This window comes from Amycolatopsis sp. PS_44_ISF1, assembly GCF_032335455.1.
Classification (GTDB): domain Bacteria; phylum Actinomycetota; class Actinomycetes; order Mycobacteriales; family Pseudonocardiaceae; genus Amycolatopsis.
The window spans coordinates 2,680,086-2,693,299 of sequence record NZ_JANUXO010000002.1; the positions used below are offsets into that span (position 1 = coordinate 2,680,086).

A 13,214-nucleotide genomic window follows, 5' to 3' on the forward strand; every position below is an offset into this window, starting at 1 on the left:
GGCGGCACCGCAGTCGCGGTACCGCCCCGTCCGAAGGGTCCGGCTCAGCTCACGCGGCGAGCGCCGACGTACTGGCTCTGCAGCGGCGAGATCTTCACGACGTCACCGCTGGTCGGCGCGTGCACCATCTTGCCCGCGCCCAGGTACATGCCGACGTGCGAAACGGGCGTGTAGTAGAACACCAGGTCGCCCGGCTGCAAATCGCTGCGCGAGACCGGGCTGCCGAAGGTCGACTGCTCCCGGCTCGAGCGCGGCAGGGTGATGCCGGCCTGGCCGTAGGCCCACTGCATCAGGCCCGAGCAGTCGAACGTCGACGGGCCGGTGGCGCCCCACACGTAGGCGCTGCCGAGCTTGGACAGCGCCGCGTTGATGGCCTGCTGCGCCTGCGGCCCGGGGGCTGCGACGTTCGGCGCGTCGCCCCCGGTGTCGCTCTGCGAAGCCTTGTCCGACTTGGTGAGGAAGCTGTACTGCTTCGTCAGCGCGTCGGTCTGGTCCTTCAGCGACTTCTGCTTGGCCTTGATGTCCTCGGTCAGCTTCGCGGCGGCGTCGCGGGCGTCGGTGGCCTTCTTGGCGGAGTCCGACGCGAGCTGCTCGGCACCCTGCGCCTGCTTCACCGCGCCGGACAGCCCGTCGAGCGCGGCGTCCTTCTCGGCGGCGATCTGGTCGAGCGCCGAGGAGCGTTCGAGGAACTCCTGCGTGGAGGTCCCGGCGAGCAGCGCGGAGAGCTTGTTCATCTGGACACCGGACAGGAACGAGGCACCGGCGAACTTGTCGACGTCGACGCGGTACTTCTTCTCGTTGCCGGCGGCCTGCGTGGCCTGGTCCTTGGCCGTGGCGACACCGGCGTTGGCCTTGTCCAGCTCACCCTGCTTGGCGGTGAGGTCGTCCTGCGCCTTCAGCAGGTCTTCGTTCGCCTTCTCCGCCTGTGCCGCGAGGTCGCGGTACTTGGCGAGGGCGTCCGAGCTCGAGTCGGGCGGGGCCTGGAGGGAGGGGGAGGGAGCGGCGTTGGCTGTGGCGACTGGCTGGGCCGCGGCGACGATGGCGAACACCGAAGCCGCCGCGAGGGCGCCTGACACCACGCGCTTGACTGGATGCGACTGCACGGTCGCGCGGGTCTCCTTTGCTGTCGGGCCGCCGTCCGGATTCTCGGCGCCGAAGAGACGGGGGGCTCTTCCACGCGCCTCACCACCCGCGTTCCCGGCCGTGCTTCAACCCATCAGCCTCACGCGAACGGTGTGGTCCCGGTACCTGCTCCCCGACAAAGCCGGTCCGGCGGCGATCCCGCGTCGCCGTCTTGCCGACGGCTACTGGCCACGAGATCTCGGACAGGTTACGAAAAGACCGGGAGCCCGTCCACCACGCCCCCCGTAAAAACTCTCCGTAGTTCGGCGAAACACCATCGGACCAGCAGAAGAGAAAAGATGTGACGACGGTCATACTCTTCGCTGCCCCTCGGGCACGAATCCGCTACCGACCGTTCACCCGATCAGATCGACCACTCGCCGCCAACTCGCCACCTGTCCGAGTGACCAGATCCCACCCGAGGCCCCACTGCCCTCCGTTCGAGGGTCCGCTCGGCCGAGCCGACAGCACCGTTCGCACCGTCCACCCGACCGGATCACGAGTTCTGGTCCGCAACCTTCGCACACCTGAATCAAAAGGACTTCGCCCGCAATTTCCGCACTGCCGGAAAAAAGGATTCCGCTCCCCGGCACCCACCAGCCCAGCTCTACACCCACACCAGCCCCGCCACCCACCAGCCCGGCCACACACCCACACCGGCCTTGCCACCCAGCGACCCAGTCACACACCCACATCAACCCCACCACCCAGCAGACCCGCCACACACCCACACCAGCCCCGCCACTCAACGGCCCGGCCACACACCCACACCAGCCCCGCCACCCAGCGACCCCGGCACACCCCCATACCAATCCCACCACACACCCACACCAGCGCGGCCACCCAGCGGCCCGGCCACCCTCCCGGCTTCCGACCACCGGCTCCCGCGCCAGCCGGCCACGCCCCGGGCTCCCCCACTCCCCGGGCCCTCCCCTCAGGCCGACCTCCGCCCCTCCCGCCTCCGCTCCTCCTGCGGCACCAGACGCAGCCGGGGCACCATCCCCGCCTCCGCCAGTGCGTCCACCGCGCGTCGTTCATCGGCGTCCCAAGCCAGCTCCGCCGGTGGCCCGAGCAGTGCGCTCACCACGCAGTCGTGACACGCCTCGCCGCGCACCGCGCAGCGAGAACAATCGATCACCAGGTCTTCGATGTCCGCCAGATCGACGTCCAAGGCGCCGGGCGGGCGGTGCGACGGATTCTCCACGTGGGCCTCCTCACTCAGCCGTGCTCATCGGAAATCACGGTAGAAGCCACCACCGACAATTTCCGGCGCGAAGCGAGCCGGGAGGGGGTCTCAGACCCGTCCGAGCCGGCTCACCAGCAGCGCCGAAGCCGCCGGGTGCGCCCCGGCCGCGCGCACGGAGTCGGCCACCGCCCGGTCGGAGGTCGCCACCACCATCGGGCGGCCCTTCGGCTCGGCCGCGACCAGCGCGCGGATCACGTCGTCCGCCAGCACGCCGCGGTCGGAGAACAACACGCGCACGCCCCGGGGGACCGCGGCGGGCACGGACAGCACCCCGGCGCCGTCGAAGACCACGGTCACCTCGGCCGCGGTGCGGGCGGCCAGGGCGGAGAGCTGGTGGATCAGCCGGTCGCGCTGGTCGGCCAGGGCCAATTCGGGGTAGCCGGTCTTGGTGACGTTGTAGCCGTCCACGATCAGGTGCACGTTCGGCAGGGCCAGGTGCCGGTCCAGCGCCGGCACGTCCTGGATCCGGCCGCCCGGCCCGAGCCCGGACGTCACGCCGCGCACCAGGTCCGCGGGCCGTGCGCCGCGGTCGCCCAAGGCCAGTTCCCGGCGCAGCCCGCCGACCGCGCCGCCGATCGTGTCGATCAGCAGGCCCAAGCGCACCTCGTCGGCCTCGCGGGCCTCGCGCGCGGACTGACGGGCGATCTCGGCGTCCGCGGACGCCCGTTCGGCCCGAGACCGCTCGGTGGCCACCCGCTGCCGCTCCCGGACCAGCTGGGCGTTCAGCGCCTCCAGCTCGACGGCTCGAGCCACGTCTCCACGGTCGGCCTCGTTCCGGGCCGCTTCGGCGGCGTCGCGGGCCTGGCGCAGTTGCACTCCTTGCTCCCGCAACCGCCGCAGCAGCTTCTCGACCTCGGCCTCACGCTCCCCACGGGCGCTGTCGGCCGCCCGGAGCGCCTGGTCGAGCTCGGACCGCAGCTCGGCGACTTCGGCCTCCAGCCGCTGATTGCGGGCCAGCGCGGCGTCCCGCTCGGCCCGTAGCGCGGTTTCCTCGGCGTTCTTGGCGATCAGCCGCACCCGGCCGGCCGCGCCGGACTCGCCGAGCAGCACCGCGGCGGCCGCGGCGAAGACCGAATCGGCCGCGTTCGGGTCGAGCGCGTCGGTGCGGTGCTCACGCAGCCATTCGAGCACCGCGGTGCGGAACTGGGCCGAATCGCCCAGGGCGGCCAGCAGCGCCGCGCCGCCCAGCTTCGCCCGCTTGGCCGGGGCGAACTTGGCGACCGGCCGGAGCTGGCGCGGCACGTCCGCCACCGGCAGTTTCGCCACGGCGGCGGCGGCCAGCTCGGCGATCCGCTCGCGCACCGCGTCCGGCAGCGCCGACCAGGTGACGGGCTCGGTCGCATCGGGCGCGGCCTCCCCGGCCCGGTCCGGAACCACCGAGGGGCCGGAGGCCTCCCCGGTTTCGTCCGGTTCCACGGGCTGTGGCTGCATTGGTCCAGGGTAGGCCCCGGCGGCGGATCGCGCGCCGCGCGCCACCCGCCGCTCACGTCCCGGGATTGTCGGTGCCCCGTCCTAGGGTGCGCCATCATGAACACCGGACCGCGGCCCGGCCAGGCACAGCTGGCCTTCGACGAGCTCGGCACCCCGTTGCGGGACACCACGTTCGTCGTGTTCGACCTCGAAACCACCGGCACCAAGCCCGGACCGAACGGGATCACCGAGATCGGCGCGGTCAAGGTCCGCTCCGGTGAGGTGCTGGGCGAGTTCGCCACGCTGGTCAACCCGGGGGCGCCGATCCCGCCGCAGATCGTGGAGCTGACCGGGATCACCCAGGCCATGGTCTACGACGCGCCGCGGATCGAGCGGGTGCTGCCCGCGTTCCTGGAGTTCATCGCCGGTGCCGTGCTGGTCGCGCACAACTCGGGCTTCGACACCAGCTTCATGCGGGCCGCCTGCGAGGGCCACGGTTACGTCTGGCCGCGCACGACCGTGGTCTGCACGGTGAAGCTCGCCCGGCGCGTGATCCCGCGCGAGGAGGCGCACAGCTACCGGCTCTCGTCGCTGGCCATGCTGCTCGGCGCCCGCACCCGGCCGACCCACCGCGCCCTCGACGACGCCCGGGCCACGGTCGACGTGCTGCACGCCCTGCTGGAGCGAGTCGGCAACCTGGGCGTGCACACGGTCGAAGAACTCGTGGACTACCTGCCGGAGGTCACCGCCGCCCAGCGCCGCAAACGGCACCTGGCGGCCGATCTGCCCGCGCGCCCGGGCGTCTACCTGTTCCGTGGGCCGCGGGAGGAGGTGCTGTACGTCGGCACCGCGCGAGACCTGCGAAGGCGGGTGCGGCAGTACTTCACCGGCTCGGAGAGCCGTGGCCGGATCCGCGAGATGGTGGGGCTGGCCGAGCGCGTCGAGACCATCGAGTGCGCCCATTCGCTGGAGGCCGAGATCCGCGAGCTGCGGCTGATCGCGGCGCACCGGCCGATGTACAACCGGCGCTCGAAGAACCCGCACCGCGTCTGGTGGGTCGGCCTGACCGACGAGGCCTTCCCCCGGCTTTCGGTCGTCCGCCTGCCGCGCGCGGGCACGCTGGGGCCGTTCCGGAGCCAGGCCGACGCCCGCACGGCGGCCGACACGCTCGCGGGCGCCGCGGGGCTGCGCACGTGCACCCAGCGCATCTCGGCGAAGTCGCCCTCGGGCACCCCCTGCGTGCTGGCCGAGCTGGGCCGCTGCGGCGCGCCGTGCGCAGGCCGGCAGACGGTCGAGGAGTACTCCCCCGGCGTCTCCGCCGCCCTCGAGCTGATCGATGGCCGCGACGGCAGCCCGCTGCACTCCGCCGCCGCGCAGCTCGAGCGGCTCTCCGGCGGCCGGCACTACGAGCAGGCCGCCCGCCACCGCGACGAGCTGGCCGACCTGGTCCGCGCGGTCGGCCGGGCGCACCGCCAGTCCGCGCTGGCCTCGATCGCGGAGCTGATCGCCGCCTCCCCGGACGGCAGCGGCGGCTGGGAACTGTCGGTGATCCGGTACGGCAAGCTCGCGTCCGCAGGGGTCGCGCGCCGGGGCGTGCCGCCCATGCCGGTCGTGGAGCAACTGGTCGCGGCGGCCGAGACCGTGCTGCCGGGCGAAGGGCCGCTGCGCGGCGCGTCCGGCGAAGAAGTCGGCGTGCTGCTGCGCTGGCTGGCGCGGCCCGGGGTGCGGCTGGTGCGCACCACCCGGCCCTGGGCCGAGCCCGCTGCCGTCGCGGGCTGGCGCGGCTGGCTCGACCTCGCCGCGGGCGCCCGGACGCTGGAGCGGGTGGCGGGCTGACCCGGCTACGATCGCGCTCGTCGGTTACCGCCAGGGAGTGGAGGAACGCTGTGATCACGGCGATCGTGCTGATCAATCTAGAGGCCGACGCGATTCCGGAGGCCGCGCAGAAGATCGCGGACCTGGACGGGGTGGCGGAGGTCTACTCCTGCGCCGGCGACGTCGACCTGATCGCCAAGGTGCGGGTCAAGGCGCACGAGGACCTGGCGGACCTCGTGCCCGGCCGCATCGGCAAGGTCGACGGGGTGCTGGACACGGTCACGCACATCGCGTTCCGCTCCTACTCGAGCGCGGACACCGATTCGGCGTTCGAGATCGGCGTCGAAGGCGCCTGAACGGCCACCGGATGCCAGGAAGGCCCCTCCACCCGCCGGGGTGAAGGGGCCTTCCTGGTATCCGAAACCGCTAGTGCCCGGAACCGATCTGGTGGGTTTCGGGGTGGGCTTCCTGGGGGGTTCCGCCGATGTCGTCCTGCCCGGCGTGACCGTAACCGTTGCTGCCGGGCCCGTGCCCGTTCCCGTTGTGCCCATTGCCGTTGCCGTTGTGCCCGTTGCCGTTGGTGTGGGAAGCGCGGTGCAGCGCAGCCGACTCCTCCGGCGGGTCCGGGGTCCACAACGACCCCGGCACCGCGTGCCCGGCGGTACCGAGCTTGTTCATCTTCTTCGGCACACTCGCACCCTGATACGCCAGCGCCACCGCGTGACCGTGCCCGTCCACCCCGCCCAGCGGCTGGTGGACCTCGATGAACTCACCATGCGGCAACCGCTTGATGATCCCGGTCTCCACCCCGTGCTCCAGCACCTCACGATCCGCCCGCTGCAACCCCAGGCACAACCGGTACGTCAGGTAATACGCCACCGGCGGCACCAGCAGCACCCCGATCCGCCCCGCCCACGTCGTCGCGTTCAGCGAAATGTCGAACTGATCCGCGATGATGTCGTTGAACCCCGACAACTCGATCACCAGGAAGAACCCCAGCGCCATCGCCCCCAGCGCCGTCCGCACCGGCGCGTCCCGCGGACGCTGCAGCAGATTGTGATGCGCGGTGTCCTTCGACAACCGCCGCTCCAGGAACGGATACGCCAGCAGCAACCCGATCAGCACCGGCATCCCCACCGCACCCGGGAAGAACACCGCCGGAATCGTGTAATTCCCCAGATACACCTCCCACGCCGGCCAGATCCGCAGCATCCCGTCCGCCCACGCCATGTAGAAGTCCGGCTGCGACCCCGCCGACACCTGCGCCGGGTTGTACGGCCCGAAATTCCACACCGGGTTGATCTGGAACAACCCCGACATCAACGCCAGCACCCCGATCACCAGCGTGAAGAACGCCCCGCCCTTGAGCGCGAACACCGGCATGATCCGGATACCGACGACATTGGTCTCCTTGCGCCGCACCCCCGGGAACTGCGTGTGCTTCTGATACCACACCAACGCCAGATGCGCCCCGATCAACGCCAGCATGATCCCCGGCACCAGCAGGATGTGGATCGTGTACAACCGCGGGATGATCTCCGTGCCCGGGAACTCCCCGCCGAACAACGCCCAATGGATCCAGGTACCGATCACCGGCACCGACAACACGATCCCCGACAACGTCGCCCGGATCCCCGTCCCCGACAGCAGGTCATCCGGCAGCGAATAGCCGAAGAAACCCTCGAACATACCCAGCACCAGCAACAAACTGCCGATCACCCAGTTCGCCTCACGCGGACGCCGGAACGCACCCGTGAAGAAGATCCGCAGCATGTGCACCATCATCGACGCCACGAAGATCAACGCCGCCCAGTGATGCAACTGCCGCACGAACAAACCACCACGCACATCGAACGAAATGTCCAACGTGCTCGCGAACGCCTTCGACATCTCCAGACCCTGCATGTTCTGGAAACTGCCGTGATAGACGACCTCCTCCATCGAGGGATCGAAGAACAACGTCAAATACACACCCGACAGCAACAAAATGATGAAGCTGTACAACGCGATCTCACCCAGCAGGAACGACCAATGCGTCGGGAACACCTTGTTGAACTGGTGCCGCAAACCCTTCGCCATGTGATAACGCTGATCAGCGCTGTCCGCAGCCAGACCCAGCTGCTTCTCCAGCGCACTCGTACCCTTGGTGGGCGTGGTGAGAGAACTCATGACTTACGCTCCCAAAAGGCCGGACCGATGGCCTCGATGAAGTCGCTCCGCGCAACCAAGTATCCCTCTTCGTCAACCGTGATCGGCAGCTGCGCGAGCGGCCGGGTCGCCGGGCCGAAGATGGGCTTGGCGTAGTGCAGCGCGTCGAACTGTGACTGGTGGCACGGGCAGAGGATGCGGTTCGTGCGCTGCTCGTACAGGGAGGTCGGGCAGCCGACGTGGCTGCAGATCTTCGTGTACGCGTAGTAGTCGCCGAAGTTGAAGTCCTCCTGGCCCTGCCGCTTCACGACCCGCGCGGAGTCGGTGGGGCGGAGCCGGATGAGCATGACCGGGTTGTCCACCCGGGTCAGCGCGGCGGCCAGCTTTTCGCGGTCGCCCTTCTCCGAATCGCGGTAGGGGAAGACCGTCTCCATGGCGCCCGCGTCGAGGTCTTCGACCCGCACGCGGGTGACGCCCTTCTCCACGTCCTCGTCCAGGCTGCCGGTGTTGCGCCGCAGGTAGACCTTCTCGCCCTTGAACTCCGGCTGCCAGCCGGTGTGCCAGAGCGAGTCCTTGTTGTTCGTGTCCTTCCAGGGGTCCTTGATGAAGGACGCGATCGGCAGGGCCGCGGCCGCGAGACCGAGCACGCCGGCGCCGCCGATCGCGGTGCGCTTGATCAGCGACCGGCGGGCGATGGTGCTGCGGCTGCCGGCGTCGGCCAGCTGGGCCAGGATCGTCGCGCGGTCGACCTCCTGGGACGGCCCGTCGCCGCGCTGCTGGACCGAGGTCTCGGCCGGCACGAACTTCTTGGTGTACAGGATCACGCCGATGCCCAGCGACAGCACGGCCAGGCCGAGCGTGACGCCCAGGGCCGGGGTGTAGAGGCTGTAGGTCTCGTGCCCGGACGGGTCACTCGGCGCCTTGTACTCCCACCACTTCGGCCAGGCGAGCACGACCACGAAGGCCAGCCCGGCGATCGCCGACAGCACGAACCAGAACGCGACCAGGCGCTCCGCGCGCCGCTCGGCGCGGGTGTTCTTGACCGGCCACGGTTCCGGGTAGTCGATGATCTCGACGCCGTCCAGCTGTCCGCCCAGCTTCACCAGCTGGTCGCGGTCCATCCCGGCCAGCTCCGCCTCCGAGGGCGGCTGGGGCCCTTCGGCACTCATGCCTTCGATCCAATCCACAGTGTCACGCCGATCAGCGCGCCGATTCCGACAACGAAAGCGATCAGGCCCTCCGAAGCGGGGCCGACCCCGCCGAGGCCGTTGCCGCCGGGGTCGTTGTTGCCGTCGGACACCGACTTCACGTAGGCGACGATGTCCTTCTTCTCGTCCGGGTTGAGCTGCCGGTCGGAGAACTTCGGCATGTTCTGCGGCCCGGTGAGCATCGCGTCGTAGATCTGCTCCTCCGTGGCCGGGTCGAGGTTGGGCGCGTACTTGCCCGCCGACAGCGCCCCACCACGGCCGGTGAAGTTGTGACACGAGGCACAGTTGAGCCGGAACAGCTCACCACCGCGGGCCGGGTTGCTGCCGCGCAGCGCCTCGCCGGTCTCGGCCGGCCGCTGCACGCCACCGCCGTGCGCCTGCACGTAGGCGCCGACCGCGTCGATCTCGTTCGAGTTCAGCTTCGGCGGCTTCCGCTCGGCCTGCGCCTCCTGGCGGACGGCGGGCATCCGGCCGGACGAGGTCTGGAAGTACACGGCCGCGTCGCCGATGCCGATCAGGCTCGGACCGCGGTCCTTGACGCCCTCGAGGTTCGCTCCGTGGCACTCGATGCAGGTGTTGTTGTAGACCTGCTCCCCCTGGCGCAGCAGCGCCGGGTCACCCTGCGCCTGCGCCGTCTGCGGCTCGGGCGCGAACACGGCGTACAGCGCGCCGGCTCCCACCAACGCGACACCGAGTGCGAGCAGGCCGGCGAAGCGCCTGCGCAGCTTCGAGCGCGCGCGGAAGCGGCGCTCCGGGGACTTATTGCTGGTGGTCATCTTTCGGCAACCCTTGCTGTCAGTTCGGGCCGATGGGGCTGTGGTGGCGGGCGCGGATCAGGGAAGGATGTAGATGACCGCGAACAGGCCCACCCACACGATGTCGACGAAGTGCCAGTAGTACGACACCACGATCGCCGAGGTGGCCTGCGCGGGCGTGAACTTGCTGAGCTTGGTGCGGATCAGCAGGTACACGAACGCGATCAGGCCGCCGATCACGTGCAGACCGTGGAATCCGGTGGCCAGGTAGAAGACCGTGCCGAACGGGCCGGACGGGATGGTCAGGCCCTCTTCGACCAGGTTGTGGTACTCGTTCGCCTGACCGAACACGAAGATCGCGCCCATGATCAGCGTGATGATGTACCAGCGCCGGAGGCCGTAGACGTCGCCGCGCTCGGCCGCGAACACCCCGAACTGGCACGTCAGCGAAGACAGCACCAGGATCACCGTGAACGGGATCGCGTAGCCGACGTTGAGGTGGAACTCCTCGCCGTGCAGCGGCGGCGGCCAGGCCGCGCCGACCGGGTTCTGCGCCTTCACGGTGAAGAACATGGCGAACAGTCCGGCGAAGAACATCAGTTCGCTGGACAGCCACACGACGGTGCCGACACTGACCATGTTCGGCCGGTTCAGCGAGTGGACCCGCTGGCTGATGGTGGGAGCTGCCGTTGTCACGAATCGCATTATGTCCTCCCGCACGGGCACCCCGCCGTTCGGGTCCACGGCGGGGCGTGGGAGCTTCGCATCACACCCTCGACCGGCGGACGTGAGAGTTACTCATGGGTTTACTGGATCGGCTTCGTGACCTGGCCGGAAAACGGGAAAAGCCCGGTCTGACGCCCGACACGCCCGATTTGAAGATCGTCGTGACGGCGTTCGACCCGGCCGTGGCGGACTCCGCGGCGCTCGCGAGTTCACCCGCCTGGGTCGCCGCCGCGCCCGCCGTTCTCGTGCACCACCTCAGCCTTCCGCCGGGCCGGCTGGCCGAAGCGGCCTCGATCCTCGCGCAGGACGGCTGGGAGCTGCGGGAACAGGGGCCGGACGGCGATCGGGTCCTCGCGCACGCGGTGCGGGTGCAGGTGCTCGACGCGCTGCACTGCGCCCAGGAGCGGTCCCGGATGGCCGGGCTCGCCCAGCGCCTCGGCGGCGACGCGCTCGGCTGGGACGCGCGGCAACCGGGTGAGTCACCGACCGCGTCGGCGTGACGAGCATCTCGGCAGATACCATCGCGGCAGTTCCACCCCGACGAGACGGAGGCGTGCTTGATGGGCGAGCAGGCGAAGCGGATCCTGGTGTTCAGCCACAAGGCCGAGGTGCGCGACGCGATCGTGAACGCCGTCGGCCGCCGGCCGGCCACCGACCTCGGCCGCGTGGAGTACGTGGAGGCCGCCGGGATCGCCGACGTGCTGGCCGAAATGGACGCAGGCACCGTCGACCTCGCGATCCTCGACGGGGAGGCCCAGCCCACCGGCGGCATCGGGCTGACCCGGCAGCTGAAGAACGAGATCGCCGACTGCCCCCCGATCGTGGTCGCCGTGCGGCGCCGGGACGACCGCTGGCTGGCCACCTGGTCGCAGGCCGACGCGGTGCTGGTGCACCCGCTCGACCCGCTGACCGCGGCGGAGACCGTCGCCGGCGTGCTGCGCGCCGGGCGTGTGCCCGTCGTCCACGGCTGAGCCCGCGATGAGTGCGGCCCCGGCCCCCTCCACCTGGCCGGCCCTGCTGAACCGGCTGATCGCGCGCGAGGACCTCTCGGCCGAGGCCACCGGGTGGGCGATGGACCAGATCATGTCCGGGGCGGCCACGCCGGCGCAGATCGGCGGGTTCGCCGTGGCGTTGCGCGCCAAGGGCGAGACCGCGGACGAGATCTCCGGCATGGCCGACACCATGCTGGCCCACGCGCACCGGATCGAGCTGTCCCGGCCCGCGGTCGACATCGTCGGCACCGGCGGCGACCGCTCGGACTCGGTCAACATCTCCACCATGGCGACGATCGTCACGGCCGCCGCGGGCGCGCCGGTGGCCAAGCACGGCAACCGGAGCGCCTCGTCGAAGTCCGGCGCCGCCGACGTGCTGGAAACGCTCGGCGTGCGGATCGACCTGCCGCCCGAGGCGGTGCGCCGGTCGATCGACCGGATCGGCATCGGGTTCTGCTTCGCGCCCGCCTTCCACCCGGCCTTCCGCCACACCGGGCCGCCGCGGCGCGAGCTCGGCGTGCCGACCACGTTCAACCTGCTCGGCCCGCTGACCAACCCGGCGCAGCCGCGCAGCGCGTTGATCGGCTGCGCCTACCGCGACAAGACCCGGGTGCTGGCCGAGGTCTTCGCCCGGCGCGGGATGTCGGTGCTGGTGGCCCGCGGGGACGACGGGCTGGACGAGATCACCACCACCACGACCACCTCGGTCTGGACGGTCTCCGGCGGCGAAGTGACCGAGCGGACCTTCGACCCGGCCGTGCTCGGCCTCCCGCGCGCCACGGCCGAGGACCTGCGGGGCGGGGACGCCGCGGCGAACGCCGAGGTCGTGCGCGAGCTGGTCGCGGGCAAGACCGGCCCGGTGCGCGACGCGGTGGTGCTGAACGCCGCCGCCGCGCTGGCCGCGTTCACCGGCTTCTCCGGCTCCCTGGAGGACGATCTGGCCGCCGGCCTGGACCGCGCCGCCGACGCCATCGACTCCGGGGCCGCGGCGGCACTGCTGGACCGCTGGATCGCCTTTTCCCGCTCGTGAGCGGCGGGGGCCCAGGCCCCCCGTCGCTCACGAGCGTTTGCGACGCCTCAGGAAGACCGAGAGCGGCGCAGTAGGCGCTAGAGGTGGTTGGAGCCGAAAGCGGGTGAGCTGAAGCCGTAACGCGGCCACAGGGGCACTAGGACGCTGAGGCGTGATGACGCGAGAGCGTGGGGCCAGGCGGGCGCGCACCCGGACCGGCTCGGCGGACGACCGGTCCAGCCACTCCGGGATACCGGCCACCACGGCGTCATCCGGCGCGGTGGTGACCATCGGCCGGGCGGCCCGGAGGCCGCCCGTGGGTCATTCGTGGTTCGGACCCGTGTGGTACTCGAACACCAGTCCGCCGACGGCGATCAGCAGGGCGATCAGGGCCAGCACGAGCAGCCAGATGTGGAAGAACGCGAGCGCCAGTCCGCACAGCGCGGCCGAGGCGGCCAGCCCGATCGGCCAGTAGCTGCCCGGGCTGAAGAAGCCCAGCTCGCCCGCCCCGTCGCTGATCTCGGCGTCCTCGCGGTCCTCCGGGCGCGGCTCGATCCGCCGCGCCACGAACTGCAGGTAGCTGCCCGCGAGGAACGCGAGACCGCCGGTCAGCAGCAGCGCGACGATGCCGACCGGCTCGGCCTTCTGGCCCGTCGCGTAGAGGGCGGTCATCACCCAGTAGATGGCGGCCATGACGACCGCGAACCCCGCCACCAGGTAGAAAATCCGGGCTTCGACCTTCATCGGACTTGCTCCCCTACTCCTCTGGTTCGCCGGAACCGG

General features: G+C 70.7%; 13 protein-coding genes. 5 read left to right on the top strand and 8 right to left on the bottom strand.

The annotated features are described in order from the left end of the window. Positions 1-44 precede the first annotated feature (44 nt). The 3 genes from NYF13_RS26150 to NYF13_RS26160 form a co-directional block, all read right to left on the bottom strand. Entirely contained in the window at positions 45-1,103 is a 1,059-nt protein-coding gene (locus NYF13_RS26150) for an NlpC/P60 family protein (protein ID WP_315660283.1), read from the bottom strand. Between the two features lie 953 nt (positions 1,104-2,056). Then, positions 2,057-2,326, bottom strand: a complete 270-nt coding sequence (locus NYF13_RS26155; protein ID WP_315660284.1) for a hypothetical protein — start codon at positions 2,324-2,326, stop codon at positions 2,057-2,059. 90 nt (positions 2,327-2,416) lie between these two features. Continuing rightward, positions 2,417-3,799, bottom strand: coding sequence for an NYN domain-containing protein (locus NYF13_RS26160; protein WP_315660285.1), 1,383 nt, complete (start codon positions 3,797-3,799; stop codon positions 2,417-2,419). Positions 3,800-3,895: 96 nt separating this feature from the next. On the opposite strand from NYF13_RS26160, the gene NYF13_RS26165 reads away from it, so the two are divergent. Then, positions 3,896-5,614: a DEDD exonuclease domain-containing protein gene (locus NYF13_RS26165; RefSeq protein WP_315660286.1), complete on the top strand. Its 1,719-nt coding sequence runs from the start codon at positions 3,896-3,898 to the stop codon at positions 5,612-5,614. 50 nt (positions 5,615-5,664) lie between these two features. After that, the gene (locus tag NYF13_RS26170) at positions 5,665-5,949 is read left to right on the top strand and encodes an Lrp/AsnC ligand binding domain-containing protein (protein WP_315660287.1); all 285 of its coding nucleotides are present in this window, start codon (positions 5,665-5,667) and stop codon (positions 5,947-5,949) included. Between the two features lie 70 nt (positions 5,950-6,019). Here NYF13_RS26170 and NYF13_RS26175 read toward each other — a convergent pair whose 3' ends face one another. From NYF13_RS26175 to NYF13_RS26190, 4 genes are read right to left on the bottom strand one after another with little or no spacing between them, the layout of a single operon-like run. Further along, entirely contained in the window at positions 6,020-7,762 is a 1,743-nt protein-coding gene (locus tag NYF13_RS26175) for a cytochrome bc complex cytochrome b subunit (RefSeq protein WP_315660288.1), read from the bottom strand. After that, positions 7,759-8,910, bottom strand: coding sequence for a ubiquinol-cytochrome c reductase iron-sulfur subunit (locus tag NYF13_RS26180; protein ID WP_315660289.1), 1,152 nt, complete (start codon positions 8,908-8,910; stop codon positions 7,759-7,761). The genes NYF13_RS26175 and NYF13_RS26180 overlap by 4 nt, the downstream gene beginning before the upstream one ends. Further along, positions 8,907-9,725 carry a c-type cytochrome gene (locus tag NYF13_RS26185; protein WP_315660290.1) on the bottom strand — a complete coding sequence of 273 codons (819 nt, stop codon included), beginning with the start codon at positions 9,723-9,725 and terminating at the stop codon, positions 8,907-8,909. The genes NYF13_RS26180 and NYF13_RS26185 overlap by 4 nt, the downstream gene beginning before the upstream one ends. A gap of 57 nt (positions 9,726-9,782) precedes the next feature. Next, on the bottom strand, positions 9,783-10,409 hold the full coding sequence (locus NYF13_RS26190) for a heme-copper oxidase subunit III (RefSeq protein ID WP_315660291.1): 627 nt from the start codon (positions 10,407-10,409) through the stop codon (positions 9,783-9,785). A 95-nt stretch (positions 10,410-10,504) separates the two neighbouring features. On the opposite strand from NYF13_RS26190, the gene NYF13_RS26195 reads away from it, so the two are divergent. Genes NYF13_RS26195 through trpD form a run of 3 tightly spaced genes read left to right on the top strand, consistent with a single transcriptional unit; the run spans position 10,505 to position 12,452 of the window. Next, complete coding sequence (locus NYF13_RS26195; protein WP_315660292.1) at positions 10,505-10,930, top strand: hypothetical protein; 426 nt, start codon at positions 10,505-10,507, stop codon at positions 10,928-10,930. Positions 10,931-10,990: 60 nt separating this feature from the next. Further along, positions 10,991-11,401, top strand: a complete 411-nt coding sequence (locus NYF13_RS26200; RefSeq protein WP_315660293.1) for a hypothetical protein — start codon at positions 10,991-10,993, stop codon at positions 11,399-11,401. A 7-nt stretch (positions 11,402-11,408) separates the two neighbouring features. After that, the gene (trpD, locus tag NYF13_RS26205; RefSeq protein WP_315660294.1) at positions 11,409-12,452 is read left to right on the top strand and encodes an anthranilate phosphoribosyltransferase; all 1,044 of its coding nucleotides are present in this window, start codon (positions 11,409-11,411) and stop codon (positions 12,450-12,452) included. Between the two features lie 300 nt (positions 12,453-12,752). Here trpD and NYF13_RS26210 read toward each other — a convergent pair whose 3' ends face one another. Beyond that, entirely contained in the window at positions 12,753-13,175 is a 423-nt protein-coding gene (locus NYF13_RS26210) for a cytochrome c oxidase subunit 4 (protein WP_315660295.1), read from the bottom strand. Positions 13,176-13,214 lie beyond the last annotated feature (39 nt).